This is a genomic window from Arenibacter palladensis (genome assembly GCF_900129275.1).
Classification (GTDB): domain Bacteria; phylum Bacteroidota; class Bacteroidia; order Flavobacteriales; family Flavobacteriaceae; genus Arenibacter; species Arenibacter palladensis.
This window is the reverse complement of sequence record NZ_FQUX01000001.1, coordinates 891,784-907,921: the sequence shown is the minus strand read 5'-3', so window position 1 is coordinate 907,921 and position 16,138 is coordinate 891,784. Positions and strand designations below refer to the sequence as shown.

Annotated in this window: 13 protein-coding genes; all 13 read left to right on the top strand. The window is 39.1% G+C overall.

Annotated elements, in window-relative coordinates; translation table 11 throughout:
- The first annotated feature begins 1 nt into the window (after position 1).
- The 13 genes from BUA60_RS03590 (at position 2) to BUA60_RS03530 (ending at position 16,120) form a co-directional block, all read left to right on the top strand.
- Positions 2-1,780 carry a BatD family protein gene (locus BUA60_RS03590; RefSeq protein WP_394333312.1) on the top strand — a complete coding sequence of 593 codons (1,779 nt, stop codon included), beginning with the start codon at positions 2-4 and terminating at the stop codon, positions 1,778-1,780.
- 3 nt (positions 1,781-1,783) lie between these two features.
- Entirely contained in the window at positions 1,784-2,542 is a 759-nt protein-coding gene (locus BUA60_RS03585; protein ID WP_072860341.1) for an SH3 domain-containing protein, read from the top strand.
- Between the two features lie 58 nt (positions 2,543-2,600).
- Positions 2,601-2,897, top strand: a complete 297-nt coding sequence (locus BUA60_RS03580; protein WP_072860340.1) for a hypothetical protein — start codon at positions 2,601-2,603, stop codon at positions 2,895-2,897.
- A gap of 82 nt (positions 2,898-2,979) precedes the next feature.
- The gene (locus BUA60_RS03575; RefSeq protein ID WP_072860841.1) at positions 2,980-4,572 is read left to right on the top strand and encodes a SulP family inorganic anion transporter; all 1,593 of its coding nucleotides are present in this window, start codon (positions 2,980-2,982) and stop codon (positions 4,570-4,572) included.
- Between the two features lie 5 nt (positions 4,573-4,577).
- Positions 4,578-5,423, top strand: coding sequence for a universal stress protein (locus tag BUA60_RS03570; RefSeq protein ID WP_178346959.1), 846 nt, complete (start codon positions 4,578-4,580; stop codon positions 5,421-5,423).
- A 15-nt stretch (positions 5,424-5,438) separates the two neighbouring features.
- Positions 5,439-6,068, top strand: a complete 630-nt coding sequence (locus BUA60_RS03565; protein WP_072860338.1) for a carbonic anhydrase family protein — start codon at positions 5,439-5,441, stop codon at positions 6,066-6,068.
- Positions 6,069-6,187: 119 nt separating this feature from the next.
- Positions 6,188-8,068, top strand: coding sequence for a SulP family inorganic anion transporter (locus tag BUA60_RS03560; RefSeq protein ID WP_072860337.1), 1,881 nt, complete (start codon positions 6,188-6,190; stop codon positions 8,066-8,068).
- Between the two features lie 78 nt (positions 8,069-8,146).
- Complete coding sequence (pheS, locus tag BUA60_RS03555; protein ID WP_072860336.1) at positions 8,147-9,166, top strand: phenylalanine--tRNA ligase subunit alpha; 1,020 nt, start codon at positions 8,147-8,149, stop codon at positions 9,164-9,166.
- A gap of 143 nt (positions 9,167-9,309) precedes the next feature.
- Positions 9,310-9,705: a hypothetical protein gene (locus tag BUA60_RS03550; RefSeq protein ID WP_072860335.1), complete on the top strand. Its 396-nt coding sequence runs from the start codon at positions 9,310-9,312 to the stop codon at positions 9,703-9,705.
- 178 nt (positions 9,706-9,883) lie between these two features.
- Positions 9,884-10,387 carry a GbsR/MarR family transcriptional regulator gene (locus tag BUA60_RS03545; protein ID WP_072860334.1) on the top strand — a complete coding sequence of 168 codons (504 nt, stop codon included), beginning with the start codon at positions 9,884-9,886 and terminating at the stop codon, positions 10,385-10,387.
- 12 nt (positions 10,388-10,399) lie between these two features.
- Positions 10,400-11,533: an efflux RND transporter periplasmic adaptor subunit gene (locus tag BUA60_RS03540; RefSeq protein ID WP_072860333.1), complete on the top strand. Its 1,134-nt coding sequence runs from the start codon at positions 10,400-10,402 to the stop codon at positions 11,531-11,533.
- A 25-nt stretch (positions 11,534-11,558) separates the two neighbouring features.
- The gene (locus BUA60_RS03535) at positions 11,559-14,696 is read left to right on the top strand and encodes an efflux RND transporter permease subunit (protein ID WP_072860332.1); all 3,138 of its coding nucleotides are present in this window, start codon (positions 11,559-11,561) and stop codon (positions 14,694-14,696) included.
- A 5-nt stretch (positions 14,697-14,701) separates the two neighbouring features.
- The gene (locus BUA60_RS03530; protein WP_072860331.1) at positions 14,702-16,120 is read left to right on the top strand and encodes an efflux transporter outer membrane subunit; all 1,419 of its coding nucleotides are present in this window, start codon (positions 14,702-14,704) and stop codon (positions 16,118-16,120) included.
- The last annotated feature ends 18 nt before the right edge of the window (positions 16,121-16,138 follow it).

Below are 16,138 nucleotides of genomic sequence, written 5' to 3'. Positions count from 1 at the left end.
CGTGAATATTAAAAGATACATATCGTTATTCTCAATGTTGTTCTTCGGCATACTTTCGTATGCCCAGAACGATGAAACCGTCACCTTCGAGATGAATCTCAGCAAGGAGGTATTGGGCATTAACGAACGTCTAAGGGTAGACTTTACCATGAACAGGGATGGGGACAATTTTGTCCCTCCTGATTTTGAAGGCTTCAGGGTAATTATGGGTCCATCGCAATCCATCAGCTCCTCTTGGGTGAACGGGGTAAGGAGCTTTTCCAAAACCTACACCTATACACTGGCACCTACGGCTAGGGGGAAATTTACCATTAAGCAGGCCACCATTGTCATCAAAGGTGAAACCTATAAATCACTTCCCAAAGAAGTGGAGGTTACCGCTGCAGTTGAAAGACCGGACGGCGAAAAAACGGTAGACGATGTTGCGGATGAAAGTTTACACCTAGTTGCCGAAATATCCAAAACCAGCCCATATTTAAATGAAGCCGTTACCGTAGTTTATAAGCTTTATGCAAGTCCATCTATAGACGTAACCAATTTTAGGGCGCTGGACAATCCCAAATACAACAATTTCTGGAGCCAGGATATTCCTGTCACCAAATACGATGTACAGAATACTACCTATGATGGCAAGTCGTATAGGTCAGTAATCTTAAAGCGGGTAGTTTTATACCCGCAGAAAACAGGAGAATTGGAAATTGAACCGCTTTCCCTGGATGTAAGTCTCCAGGTTCCCACCAACAAACGGGATTTTTTTGGGGGAAGAATATTTGCCCAAACCAACAAGACCGTATCCGCTGGCAATAGGAAAATTAATGTAAAACCCTTGCCTACAGAAGGTAAACCGGCAGATTTTAGTGGTGCGGTAGGAGAATTCCAATTTTCGGTGACCACCAGTAAAACGCATCTTAACGCATCCGAATCCCTGCAGGCCAAAGTGGCCATAAATGGAAAGGGAAATTTAAAACTTTTCGAAATTCCAAGTTTAAACCTACCAAGTTCCTTGGAAGTATATGATCCGGAATTCAATGAAAGTGTCCGTACTACCCTATCCGGTATGGAAGGAAATGTAAGCAACAGCTATACGGTAGTGCCTACATTTAAGGGCAAGTATCCCATTCCCAGTATAACTTTCAGCTTCTTCAACCCTAAGACTGAAAAGTATCAAACCTTGAGTTCCGGGGAAATTATGATCAATGTACTGGAAGGCCCAACAAGCGGAGCCGCAAATAATACTGGTCCTATTTCCAATAATAAACAAAGGGTTGTGGCTACGGGAGATCAATTTGTATTCAATAAAATAAAACCAAATCTTACAGCCATTAACAATAATTACTTTTTTGGGTCCAAAAGCTTCTTTCTGTGGTGGTTACTACCGGTTTTATTAATTCCATTGGCCATCCTCTTAGGTAAAAAAAGAGAGGCTATTGCCAGTGACGTGGAAGGAAACAAAATTAAACGTGCCAACAGACTTGCGAAGAAATACCTATCCGCAGCCAAAAAAGGATTGGGATCCAAAGAGTCGTTTTACGTGGCTTTGGAAAAGGCATTGCACAATTATTTGAAGGCCAAACTTAAAATAGAGACATCAGAATTCAGTAAGGATAAAATAGCCTCTTTATTAAGTGAAAAAAATGTAGACGAAACCACTAGGGAAGGTTTTGTAGGGTTACTTAAGAACTGCGAAATGGCTAGATATAGTCCTTTCTCCGATGTTCAGATGCAACAGGATTACAATAAAGCCAGTGAGGTTATTTCACAACTGGACAAACAAATTTAAACAATGGTACGTGTATTAACTATTTTAGCGTTTCTGGTATGTACCTTGGGATTTCCCCAAAATGAACAGCTATTCGAGGAAGCTACGGCCTTGTACAACCAAGGAGAGTATACCAAAGCCGCGGACAATTATTTAAAGATCTTGCAAAATGGGGAACATTCGGCCGAACTCTATTTCAATTTGGGGAATACCTATTACAAACTAGACAAAATTGCCCCAAGTATCTATTACTATGAGAAGGCATTATTGTTAAAACCAAATGATCAGGATATTAAGAACAACTTGTCCTATGCCCAAAATATGACTTTGGATGCCATTGAGCCCCTGCCCCAGACCTCTATTTCCAAAATGTACAACAAACTCACTACCTACCTTTCAATTGACCAATGGGCCTATGTGGCCATTGGATTTATGATGCTCTTTGTATGCTGTTATATCGCCTTTTATTATTTCAAGTTTTCTACCCAAAAACGAATAGCCTTCATAAGCAGCCTTATTTTTCTGCTCTTTACATTATTGTCCGTGGTACTGGCCTATTTACAATATTCTAAATATGAATCGGAACAACCTGCCATTGTTTTTACGGAAGAAGTTGGTATTAAATCCGAGCCCAACAATAGGAGTCAGACCATTTTCACTTTGCACGCCGGTACCAAAATCAATGTACTTGAACAATTAAATGACTGGAAAAAAATTGAAATCGCAGATGGCACCACGGGATGGATTCCAACAGATGATATAAAAGTACTTAAGGATTTTTAATATTTCTTTAACGTCTAATCAAACCGTTGGTGTTATATTTGTCATAATTAATAATACTATGAAAGTTTTCGCTCGTATTCTTTTGCTTTCACTTTGGCTATTTGCCATAGTGGCTCCGAGCGCAATTACTTTGCTAGATATTGACGATCCCGTTATTGTAACCAACCTTAACGAAGAAGAACAGCAAGAAACCGGTAAGAAATCTCCCTTACAGGAAAAATTCGTAAACGATGGTTTTACAGATTTTTCTTTAATAGCCATGTCCCAAAAATCTATATTGGGTGTTTACCACCCCATGGGACATATTAACTTCACCCAAAAAATTCTACTACCACCACCTGAACATATTAGTTAATCCTATCAGTTAAGTAAAACTTTTTCGATTAATTAAAAACTTGTCCTTGATTCCCATTAAGGACCAAATTATTTTTTTATATATGTTCAAAAATATTAAAAGCGACCTTCCCGCAAGTGTCGTTGTATTCTTTGTTGCGTTACCCCTTTGTTTGGGTATTGCCTTGGCCAGTGGGGCCCCTTTATTTTCAGGTTTAATTGCCGGTATAATCGGCGGTATTGTTGTTGGAGCGCTAAGTGGCTCCAAAATTGGCGTTAGTGGACCAGCCGCTGGCCTGGCCGCTATAGTGTTGACAGCTATTGGCGCCCTGGGAGGTTTTGAAAACTTCTTGGTTGCCGTTGTACTAGGTGGAATTATTCAGTTGATTTTTGGCTTTCTCAAAGCCGGGATTATCGGGTATTATTTTCCTTCGTCCGTAATAAAAGGAATGCTGACCGGTATAGGTATCATTATTATACTTAAACAAATTCCACATTTTTTTGGTTATGACCCGGACCCCGAAGGCGATTGGGCCTTTTTTCAGGTGGATGGGGAGAATACCTTTTCGGGGATCCTGAATACCGTAAACAATATTAGCCCCGGTGCAACACTGGTGGCCATAGTGGGCTTATCCATACTATTGTTATGGGATAAGGTACTTTCCAAAAAAGGCAAGATTTTTCAACTTATCCAAGGGCCATTGGTTGCCGTTGCGATAGGTATTATATTCTTTGTATTGACACAGAACAGTACATACCTATCCATATCTTCGGATCACTTGGTAAGTGTACCAATTCCCGAAGACGCAGCATCATTTTTTGGGCAGTTCAGTTTCCCAAATTTCGCTGCCATCTCCAACCCAGATGTATGGGTTACTGCCTTTACCATTGCTTTGGTTGCCAGTCTGGAGACGCTCTTATGTGTTGAGGCTACCGATAAGATGGACCCTGAAAAGAACGTGACCCCAACCAACCGCGAGCTACTTGCTCAAGGTACCGGTAATATTATATCAGGTCTAATTGGAGGACTGCCCATTACCCAAGTAATCGTTAGAAGTTCTGCCAACATTCAATCTGGTGGAAAATCCAAACTATCGGCTATTTTTCATGGTTTCCTGTTACTTATCTCTGTTATTCTTATTCCTAAGTTATTGAATATGATCCCCCTTTCGGTTTTGGCGGCCATACTCTTTATCGTAGGATTTAAATTGGCAAAACCGGCCCTTTTTGTCCAAATGTACAAATTGGGATGGAAGCAGTTCGTTCCCTTTTCGGTAACCGTATTTGGTATCATATTTACAGATTTGCTCGTTGGTATCTGCCTAGGTCTTGTTGTAGGGGTGTTTATTATCCTACTAAAAAGCTACCAGAACTCCCATTTCCTTCATATGGAAGATGTAAGCAACGGTAAGCACAAGATAAAAATGACACTTGCAGAAGAAGTTACCTTCTTTAATAAAGGTGCCATTCTTAAAGAATTGGACAGCCTGCCAAGGGACACCTATTTGGAAATAAACCTGATTAAAACTAGATATCTTGATCCGGATATAATTGAAATTCTGGACAACTTTTCAGTGAAGGCAAAAGAGCGCAATATAGATATTCAACTTCTTTCTAAGCGTGGTGTAATTGAAAATCCGCCCAGTTTTACGGAATTTTTTAGAACTAGACCAAAATCCAAATTAAGTTTAAGCTAATGGAAATGACAAGAAATAAACATAAAATAGCTCTATTCACTGATTTACAGGGAGACATATCCAGCCTGTTAAAAAGTGCTGTTAGTTTGGCCCAAATAATCAATGGTGAGATAGAAGTCTTAAATGTAACGAAGCCAACGGCCGTTATAGGGAAAGAAAACCAATTATCGGCCATGCGTACATTAAACCGTGAATATATTCAGACGGAAAAAAGAATGAAGAATATATTATCGCCCATAATTGATAATTACGGGGTAGCTATTAATTATTCCAGTACCTTTGGCAATATTAGAAATGAGATCGATAGATATCTACACGAAAACGACCCGGACATTATAGTCTTGGGAAGACATAAGAGCAAACATTTTAATACTGCTGAAAATAGGGTAATCAACTTTGTCCTAAGTGTTTTTAAGGGTCCTGTCTTGATCGTTTCACATGACAAGGGCCTTGAACCAGGTATGAAGATAGGTATTGGCTCCCTAAATTGTTCCGAAGGGATATTTGGCTCATCCTTTACGGAAGAGCTATTTCTACATTCAAACAGTCCTTTAAAGTCTTTTAACATTGGTGAATCTTCAAATTTCCCACCGCAAACAGCCGGTTCAGAAGGGCGCAAGACCATCAACTTTGTTTTTGACCTCAATGAAAATACGGTGAATAATCTTCCTGTTTATTTATCCATTAGCAACATAGATCTGTTGCTTTTGGATGGAGGAAATAAGGAAAAAGAAGATCTTTCCAGACTATTGAATATATATGATAAGGTAAAGAAATCGGATATTAATATTATGATTACCGGGGAAAAACACACCCATTATGATTTTAACACAACACTAAAAATTGCTTAATAAAAATAAATAAATATGAAAGCGCATACAAGAGAAACACAAGCCACAATGACCCCCGAAAAGGCATTGCGATATTTGAAGGAAGGCAACCAAAGATTTCAAAACAATCTAAAAGCCAACAGAAACCTACTTGAACAGGTGAACGACACAAGTGAAGGGCAATTTCCATTTGCAACCATTTTAAGTTGTATCGACTCCAGAGTTTCCGCAGAATTAGTCTTTGACCAAGGCTTAGGTGATATTTTCAGCATTAGAATAGCTGGTAACTTTGTTAATGAAGATATTTTGGGCAGTATGGAGTTTGCATGTAAACTTGCAGGCACCAAACTGCTCGTTGTTCTGGGCCACACAAGCTGTGGTGCCGTAAAAGGAGCTTGTGATCATGCAAGATTAGGTAATCTTACTGCCTTGATCAACAAAATAGAACCAGCAGTGGAGGCTGTTAAAGAACCCACTGATGAGAGTTTAAGGAACTCCAAAAACCTTGAATTCGTGGATAAAGTTGCAGAAAAGAACGTACATTTAACAATAGGCAACATACGCAAGAATAGCCCTGTATTGACTGAAATGGAAACAAAGGGGGAAATAAAAGTTGTTGGCGCCATGTATGACGTTTCCAATGGTGAAGTTATTTTCTACGATTAATACCCTAATGACCCAGAAGGTCAGTATAGCTATACTGGCCTTCTTACTATTGAAACCAAAGGTTGGTTTCAATCTTTAGTAATGATTGCTTAAACTAACCCAGCATTAAATTCAATATTATGAAAAATTTTTTTTCAAATTTTAGAGGAGACCTATTTGGTGGAATTACAGCAGGTATTGTTGCTCTCCCACTAGCTTTAGCCTTTGGTGTAAGTTCTGGACTTGGACCAAGTGCCGGACTGTATGGAGCTATATTCATCAGTTTTTTCGCCGCGCTCTTTGGAGGAACCAACACTCAAATATCTGGCCCAACGGCTCCAATGACAGCCGTAAGTATGGTGGTTATTGCAGGGTTAGTGGCTGTTAATGACGGAAGTATAGAAAAAGCGCTTCCCGCCATTCTTATTATATTTCTATTGGCCGGCCTTATGCAAATAGGCTTAGGTCTTTTAGGTATAGGCAAATACATTCGCTACATCCCCTATCCCGTGGTTTCCGGTTTTATGACCGCAATTGGTGTCATCATTTTGGTGACCCAAATTTTACCATCCGTAGGGTATTATCCCAAAGAAGATAACGAGTTTGTATCCCAATTTAAACCGATGGCAGAGGAAATCATCCTAGAAAATATTCTAAAGGAAGAAGCTGGCGAAGGTATTCTGGTTTTGGAAAATTTTGAAGAAACTATAAAACGTTCAAAAACCATTACCCAAGATGATATGGACAAAGAGGCAAGAACTCTGGCCAAAAGTGAGGCTTCAGGGGTTTTGGGCACCTTAAAAGTTCTTCCCAGGGCCATGCAAAACATCAATTGGCTGGAACTTATCCTAGCCCTATCTACAATCGCCATTATTTATGGCTTCAAAAAAATTACCACTGCCATACCAAGTGCCTTGGTAGCCCTGATCGTTGTTTCAGGAGTGGCCTACGGATTTGGACTCAACTATCGTCCTATTGAAGAAATACCCAGCGGCTTCCCCGTTCCCAACCTTGAAATATTTACCGGATTTAAACTTAGCTCTATAACCCCCTATGTCTTTACTGCATTAACGTTGGCTTTATTGGGAGCTATAGATTCACTTTTAACCTCTGTAGTGGCCGATAACATGACCAAAACGAAACATCAGCCCAATAAGGAACTTGTAGGTCAGGGTATAGGTAACAGTATAGCCGCTATTTTTGGGGGAATCCCTGGAGCCGGTGCCACCATTCGTACCGTAGTAAATATAAACGCAGGGGGTAAAACCAAACTGTCCGGTATGGTCGCAGGTATATTGCTTCTTATCATTCTTTTGGCTTTGGGCCCAGTGGCATCGCAAATACCCGCAGCAGTACTTGCCGGGATATTGGTTACCGTAGGTATAGGTGTTATGGATTATAAAGGATTAAAAGCCATACCAAGTTTACCAAAAGACATAAGCGTTGGCCCAATTAAACTAAGTTCTGAAGTTATCATCATGCTTGTGGTACTTGTTCTTTCATCAGTATGGAATTTGGTATATGCCGTGGGTGTGGGTCTTGTAATTGCCTCCTTAATGTTCATGAAAAAAATGGGAGATCTTACAGCAGAAAGATCGGATGTAAAAACCTTGGAACATGAAAAAGGATGGGCAGATGAGGCCCATTTCCCGAAACATTTAAAGGAAAAAGTCTTTATAAAGCATATTAAAGGCCCCCTGTTCTTTGGTTCTACCAGTGAATTTCAAGCCTTGGCAAACCAAATTCCAAGAACTGCATCCACGGTTATAATCCGTATGGACAGAATGCAGTATATGGACCAATCCGGCCTTTACACCTTGGAAGACGTACTTATAGATTTACTTAATTCGAACATCGAAGTATTATTGGTAGATGTACTGGATCAACCACGTTACATGATGGAAAGGGTAGATCTAATACCAGATCTAATACCAAAAGATCGCATTTTTAACACTTTTGATGAGTGCATTTCTTATTTGAACAAAAAGACAGTTGAACAAAAGGCTGAAGCTTCAGCGTAAGCTACAAGCCAATTTATGATGAAATATGTAGTCGGTAATGCCGTAAATATCTTAAATTTGCGGCATTAGCCGAACAACATGATCGATACCATAAAAAAGCATATTACCGAGGTAGAAAATTTTTCTTCTACCGATATTGAGGCCATAGAGGCATTCCGCATAAAGTACCTGGGAAAAAAAGGATTGTTCAATCAATTTTTTTCAGAATTTAAAAACGTTCCCAACGAGCAAAAAAAAGAGTTTGGGAAAACCGTCAATTTACTAAAGACCGTTGCAACCGAAAAAGTCAATTCTTTAAAGGATGCCCTCGAAAATAAGAAAGAGGAAAAAGGTATTTATGGCGATTTAACAAGACCTGGGGAACCCTTGGGCCTTGGAACGCGCCATCCTATATCGATAGTCAAAAATCAGATTATAGACATCTTTTCCCGTATAGGGTTCAATGTCTCGGAAGGTCCTGAAATAGAGGACGACTGGCATAATTTTACCGCTCTAAACCTTCCGGAATACCACCCCGCAAGAGATATGCAGGATACGTTTTTTATACAGACAGATCCGGACATTTTATTGCGTACCCATACCTCATCGGTACAAGTGCGCTATATGGAAAACAACAAACCGCCCATAAGGACCATTTCGCCTGGCAGGGTATACAGGAACGAAGCCATATCCGCTCGCTCCCACTGCTTTTTTCATCAGGTAGAAGGACTCTATATAGACAAGGATGTTTCCTTTGCGGATTTAAAACAAACATTGCAATTTTTTACCACCGAATTGTTCGGAAAATCCAAAATAAGGCTTAGGCCATCCTATTTCCCATTTACCGAGCCCAGTGCCGAGGTAGATGTTTATTGGGGATTGGAAACCGAAACCGATTATAAAATGACCAAGGGTACCGGATGGCTGGAAATCATGGGCTGTGGAATGGTAGACCCCAATGTGCTTACCAATTGTGGCATCGATGCCAACGAATACTCCGGATTTGCTTTTGGTATGGGTATAGATAGAATTGCCTTACTGCTACATCAAATTTCAGATATTAGACTTTTGAGCGAAAATGATGTTCGCTTTTTAGAGCAGTTTAAGAGTGCTTTTTAATTTTAATTCCGGCATTCCGGCAAATGTGACAATCATATGTTGAGCAACCTTTTTTGGTAAAGGAGCTTATCTATAAAATATAGTATTAACAAAATTTCCTCAACTACCTTAGTTGGGAGAATTCTGAATTATTTTCTGTACAATTGAAAAAAGATATAGAAATTCCTATTGCAAAAAATGTACATGTTGCCATTGTACATGAATGGAACGATGAATTCTTGGAGAAAAATTGGAATGCATACATTATCAATGATAGGGATTCCAAGATAGAAGCAGTCATTGCTGTCTCCAACGGTTATGAAGGAGACCGTAAAACTTCTACCATGAGGCATGGATTGGGTGACATCCCGGCCAAAAGCTTTCGAAAAATTGAAATACTTCAGGAAGATATATTGGCTTTCAACAATGAATTCTTTGTTACTTTTTTCGCCGATGACAAACTGTACGAAAAGCGCTTCCTCTTCGAAAAGTACTCTATCAGCGAATCCAATCTAGGGCCTATCCCGGTAATGGAATTGGAAGGCGTTCTGGCCCAATAATGGTTTATTTTTATTTGTAAAACTCCCAGCCTAATAACCTATTCAGGCAAAAATCTCAATTTAACAAAACTTTAATTTCGTTTAGTTCGGTTGGTTCAGAACCAATAAGTATATTTGCGCCTTATTTTACTGATTACAAATTATTAATATCCCAAAAACAGTAATAAAGCAATTAACAATGAAACACAACATCTGCAAACAGAAAATGGCCTTGGTGGAAAAACTAGGCGTTCATTTAGAGGGTAGAGAACAATTGGCACCTGTTGCAGCGCGTATTTTGGCATATATAATCCTTACAGGAAAGAAAGGATCCACTTTTGAAGATATGGTAACTATACTCTGTGCAAGTAAAAGCACAATTTCTACACACCTTAATCATCTACAGGATTTAAATAAAATAGAGTATTACACGAAGACAGGAGACCGCAAAAAGTATTTTATAATCAATAAAAATACCATTATTCAGCACGTGGATAGAATGATCAGCCATTGGAATGCTGAGCGGGCCATTCATTTAGAAATAAAGGCATATAAAGAAACCCAAAATAAATTGAAAATAGAAAATGACGAGGAGAAGTTCGATCTATCCTTCCATAACGATTACGTCAAGTTTGTAGATGAAGCTACAGCTTCGGTTAAAGAATTAAGAGAAAAATTAATTAGCAACAAATTCCATATTTAAACTTAACTAAAAATGAAGAACAATAAATTATATACCATTCTAGGACTAAGTGTATTCTTGGTTATTGTGAGCTGTGGCAGCAAACAAGAAAACGCTGCTGCTGCACAACAAGCACCCCCATTACCTTTTCCAGTGTCCCAGGTAGAACTTAAAACCGTTACAGGATATATAGATTATCCTGCAACCATAGAGGGCAGGGTAAACAGTGATGTAAGAGCTAAAACATCAGGATATATTGAAAAAGTATATGTAGATGAAGGGGAAAAAGTAAAAAAAGGACAAGTGTTATTTAAATTGGAAACACAGTCTTTGAATCAAGATGCCGTTGCGGCAAAAGCACGTGTTAATGTAGCACAAGTTGAAGTAGACAAATTGATTCCACTTGTGGAAAAAAACATTATTAGCCCAGTGCAATTGGAAACCGCCAAAGCTAATTTAGCACAAGCAAAAGCCAGCTATAGCGGAGTGTCTGCAAACATTGGTTATGCAACTATTAAAAGTCCAATAGACGGCTATGTTGGTTCCATAAATTTTAGGGAAGGTGCATTAATTAGTCCAAGTGATGCTACCCCATTAACAACTGTAAGTGAAATTGACCAAGTATATGCGTTCTTTAGTTTCAACGAAGCACAATACATTGACCATTTACAGAGATCTGAAGGGAAAAGTAAGGCAGAACGCATTAAAAATTCACCAGATTTAAGTTTGGTACTGGCCAACGGTAAAATATATTCGGAAAAAGGACGTATTCAAACGAGTACAGGCCAAATAAATCAGAATACCGGAACCATAAAAATTAGAGCGGCTTTTAACAATCCAAACGAAATTTTAACCAATGGCAACAGTGGTAAAATAAGATTTCCGATAGAATATAAGGATGCTGTAGTGGTACCTCAGACAGCTACTTTTGAACAACAAGGCAACATAATGATATTTAAATTGGGTGCCGACAACAAAGTAGAAACTTCCATTGTAAAAATAAAAGGCTCGGTAGGCAACCTATATGTTGTGGAATCCGGTGTGGATACCAATGATAAAATTATTGTTTCCGGGGTAGGCAAACTAAGAAACGGGATGGTCATTACCCCTCAAGAAACTTCTTTTGAAGATGCCATTAAACCAGTAGCCACTTTATTTAAAAACTAGTCACCAACTAACAAAAATAGTAGTCATGTTAAAAACATTTATTGAAAGACCCGTTCTTTCAACGGTAATTTCTATTATTATAGTATTACTAGGAATTATCAGTATTACTAGCTTACCTATAGAGGAATACCCTGATATTGCACCACCGACTATTAAGGTTTCTGCAAACTATACCGGAGCCAACGCCGAAACTGTTATGGAGAGCGTCATCATCCCAATTGAAGAACAAATCAATGGTGTTGAAGGTATGACATACATTACGTCTACCGCATCCAATACGGGAGGTGCAGAAATTACTGTTTATTTTAATCAAGAAATTGATGCAGATATAGCAGCAGTAAACGTGCAGAACCGTGTGGCAAGGGCTACGCCCTTATTGCCTCAAGAGGTTACCCAAACTGGTGTTACCACTCAAAAACAGGAAACGAGTGCGTTGATGTTTATATCCATGTATTCTGAAAGCGAAGATTATGATGCTACTTTTATTCAGAATTACTTAAAAATAAACGTTATTCCGGCAATGCAACGTATTAGCGGTGTTGGGGATGTTAGTGTATTCTCGCAGCAGGATTATGCTATGCGAATCTGGTTAAATCCAGAAAAACTTGCTTCCTACGGTTTAATTCCTTCAGACATTTCCGCCGTGTTGGCAGAACAAAATTTGGAAGCGGCAGCTGGTTCCTTAGGTCAGAACAACGGAGAATCGTTTTCATATACCCTAACCTATAGTGGACGCTTTAAAAATGAAAGTCAATACAGCGACATTGTAATTAAAGCCTTGGGAGACGGGGAGTTTTTACGATTAAAAGATGTGGCTACAATAGAGTTGGATGCACAATCTTACGCGGCTAACGCCATGAGTAAAGGTCATCCTGCGGTGTTTATGGGAATCTTTCAAACAAAAGGTTCCAACGCCCAAGAAATTATTGAGAACATTAAAATTACTTTGGAATCGGTTAAAGCCGACCTTCCGGAAGGTTTGGACATTTTTGTGCCATACGATACGAGTTTGTTCCTAAATGCCTCTATTGATAAGGTAATAACCACCTTGTTAGAAGCATTTTTATTGGTATTCTTGGTGGTGTTTATCTTCCTGCAAGATTTTCGATCCACCTTGATTCCTGCAATTGCAGTACCAGTTTCTATTATAGGAACTTTCTTTTTCCTGAATATTTTCGGCTATTCCATCAACCTATTAACGCTATTCGCACTAGTGCTCGCTATTGGTATTGTGGTGGATGATGCCATTGTGGTTGTGGAAGCTGTCCATGCCAAGATGGACAACGGAGAACACAATCCTAAAAAGGCCACCTTAACAGCCATGAACGAAATATCCGGAGCTATTATATCCATTACCTTGGTAATGGCAGCGGTATTTATTCCGGTAACCTTTGTAACAGGTCCAACAGGTGTATTTTATGAGCAATTTGGTGTAACTCTTATTATTGCCATCCTTATTTCTGCCGTAAATGCTTTAACGTTAAGTCCGGCCTTATGTGCGCTGCTATTAAAAGAACACAAGGAAGATGAAGAATTAAAAGGAAAAAGCCCGATAAAACGATTTTACACATTATTCAATCGCGGCTTTAACGCAACAATAGACAAATATGGTAAATCACTTCAGTTCTTATACAGGAAAAAATTCGTTTCCGTTATATTATTGATCATTGCCATTATAGGAATTTATTGGGCATCCACAACAACTCCAACAGGTTTTGTACCTAATGAGGATAGAGGAATTATTTTCGCAAATATTGAATTGCCACCTGGGGCCTCTTTGGATAGAACAGATGCGGTGGCAAGAAAATTATTCGACAAAATAGACGGTATGGATGGTATTGTAGCCGTTAACTTTATCAAAGGTCGAAGTATCATTAGTGGATCGGGAAGTAACTTTGGGTTTGGGATTATAAAACTTAAGGATTGGAGCGAACGTAAGGATGAAGCATTATCTGCACAGGCCATTACCGGAAAATTATTTGGTATAGCAGCCACTATTCCAGAGGCCAATGTTATTTTCTTTTCACCACCAAGTATTCGTGGATTTGGTAACTCTGCTGGTTTTGAGATTAATTTACTGGATAAATTTGGAGGAGAGTTCACGGATTTGGACAAGGCTAAGAATGACTTTACCATGGCCTTAATGCAACATCCAGAAATTAAATACGCAACATCCGCATTTAATACGAATTACCCACAGTATGAAATGGAGGTGAATGTGCCTCAGGCGAAAGAAAAAGGGGTTTCCATAACCAGTATCTTTTCCACATTACAGGGATACATTGGTGGAATATACGCCTCGGATTTTTCAAGATTTGGAAAGCAATTTAGGGTATACATTCAGGCATTGCCAGAAGATAGAGCAGATGAAAGTGCGTTAAACAGTATGTATGTAAGAACCGATACTGGAGAAATGACACCAATTACACAGTTTGTCAATCTAAAACGTGTTTATGGCCCACAATCGGTTACCCGTTTCAACTTGTTCAATTCTACGACTATAACAGGTGCCACAAACGACGGATTTAGTACAGGTGATGCCATCAGGGTTATTGAGGAAGAAGTAGCAAAATTACCAACCAATTATACTGTGGCCTATTCTGGATTAACCCGGGAAGAGGTGAATGCAGGAAACCAAACCACCTTCATTTTTATATTAAGTATCCTGTTTGTGTATTTCTTGTTAAGTGCACAGTACGAAAGTTATTTACTACCATTTGCAGTTGTATTATCCTTGCCATTTGGTGTATTTGGCGCTTATATAAGTACAAAGTTTCTAGGCCTGGAAAACAATATTTATTTCCAAATAGCCCTAATCATGCTTATAGGACTGCTTGCTAAAAACGCCATCCTTATTGTGGAATTTGCCCTACAAAGACGAAAGAATGGCGAGAGTATCGTTGATGCGGCCATCCATGGGGCAAAAGCGCGTTTACGTCCAATTTTAATGACCTCGTTTGCCTTTATTTTAGGATTAATGCCATTGGTGTTGGCAAATGGTGTTGGAGCAGAAGGAAACAACTCTATCGGAACAGGAGCAGCAGGAGGAATGCTTATTGGGACCATTTTGGGTGTCTTTGTGATTCCTATCCTATTTATCTTATTTCAGTGGCTACAAGAAAAAGTCTCAAGTAAACCAGCAGTACAAACTATTGAAGATTAAGAACAATGAAATCAATTATAAAACATAGAAGTTTAAGTAAAGGTGCACTTTTACTAGTAGTTGCAATAACATTACAAAGTTGTTTTGTGGCACGGGATTATGTAAGACCGGATCTGGATATAGAAACCGAAAACCTTTATAGAACCGAAAACCTTCCAAAGGATAGTGTTTCTATGGCAGACGTATCTTGGAAAGACTTATTTACAGATCAATATCTTGAACAATATATAGAGGAAGGTCTGCAGAATAATATGGACATTCGTATCGCAATTCAGCAAATGATAGCTGCTGAAGCGTATGCAAAACAAGGGAAAGCAGGTTATTTGCCAACATTAAGTGTGGGGCCCAACTATACACATCAGGAATATTCGGAGAACAGTCAGTTCGGTTCTATATTTAGTGGAGGTTTGGACACATATGACATTACTGCAGATTTATCTTGGGAGGCTGATATTTGGGGAAAAATAAGAAGTAATAAAAGAGCATCGCAGGCAGATTATCTACAAAGTGTTGCAGGACATCAAGCCGTAAAAACACAATTGATTTCCAACATTGCCAATACCTATTACAATCTATTGGCTTTGGATGCTCAGTTGGAAGTAACAAAGCAAACCATAGCAACCAGGGCAAGTAGTGTTGAGACAATCAAGGCATTAAAAGATGCAGGTCAAGTAACCCAGGTTGCAGTAGACCAAAACATAGCGCAGTACAATAGCGCCAAGGCGCTACAAATAGATATAGAAACTGCTATTTTTAAAGCAGAAAACACTTTGAGTATTTTACTTGGCAAAGCACCTCAAGAGTTTAAAAGAAGTCGATTGGACAATCAAAGCCTTGATCAGGAAATAAAGCTGGGCGTACCTGCAAGATTGTTAAGAAACAGACCGGATGTTATGGCTGCAGAATATGCTCTGATCAGAGATTTTGAATTGACCAATGTTGCCAATAGCAGTTTTTATCCGTCCCTTACCTTAACAGCTTCGGGAGGCTTACAGAGTTTGGAATTGGATAAGTTACTAAATGCAAACTCCCTATTTGCAACCGTAGTTGGTGGTTTGACACAACCTCTTTTGAATCAAAGAAAACTAAAAACCCAAAAAGAAGTTGCACTTGCCAATCAAGAAAGTTCCTTATTGAATTTTAAGAAAACCCTATTGGTTGCGGGAAGCGAAGTGTCCAATGCGTTATTTTCCTATGAAGCTGAAACCAAGAAATTCGAGTTCAGAAAAAATGAAGTGGAAGCCTTGCGAAAAGCAGAAACTAATTCTGATGAGTTGTTAAAAAATGGTTACGCCAATTACTTGGACTTGTTAACAGCTAGACAAAGCGCCCTGAGTGCTGAACTAAACCTTATTACCAACAAACTATCCCAATTATCGGCTACGGTAGAATTGTATCGCTCCTTGGGTGGTGGCTGGCAATAGAAGCCAAGTTTATAAGTA

Excerpts from the sequence above, each read along its gene's own strand:
- BUA60_RS03585 (WP_072860341.1), top strand. The coding sequence starts at position 1,784 with ATGGTACGTGTATTAACTATTTTAGCGTTTCTGGTATGTACCTTGGGA.
- BUA60_RS03580 (WP_072860340.1), top strand. The coding sequence starts at position 2,601 with ATGAAAGTTTTCGCTCGTATTCTTTTGCTTTCACTTTGGCTATTTGCC.
- BUA60_RS03575 (WP_072860841.1), top strand. The coding sequence starts at position 2,980 with ATGTTCAAAAATATTAAAAGCGACCTTCCCGCAAGTGTCGTTGTATTC.
- BUA60_RS03570 (WP_178346959.1), top strand. The coding sequence starts at position 4,578 with ATGACAAGAAATAAACATAAAATAGCTCTATTCACTGATTTACAGGGA.
- BUA60_RS03565 (WP_072860338.1), top strand. The coding sequence starts at position 5,439 with ATGAAAGCGCATACAAGAGAAACACAAGCCACAATGACCCCCGAAAAG.
- BUA60_RS03560 (WP_072860337.1), top strand. The coding sequence starts at position 6,188 with ATGAAAAATTTTTTTTCAAATTTTAGAGGAGACCTATTTGGTGGAATT.
- pheS (WP_072860336.1), top strand. The coding sequence starts at position 8,147 with ATGATCGATACCATAAAAAAGCATATTACCGAGGTAGAAAATTTTTCT.
- BUA60_RS03545 (WP_072860334.1), top strand. The coding sequence starts at position 9,884 with ATGAAACACAACATCTGCAAACAGAAAATGGCCTTGGTGGAAAAACTA.
- BUA60_RS03540 (WP_072860333.1), top strand. The coding sequence starts at position 10,400 with ATGAAGAACAATAAATTATATACCATTCTAGGACTAAGTGTATTCTTG.
- BUA60_RS03535 (WP_072860332.1), top strand. The coding sequence starts at position 11,559 with ATGTTAAAAACATTTATTGAAAGACCCGTTCTTTCAACGGTAATTTCT.
- BUA60_RS03530 (WP_072860331.1), top strand. The coding sequence starts at position 14,702 with ATGAAATCAATTATAAAACATAGAAGTTTAAGTAAAGGTGCACTTTTA.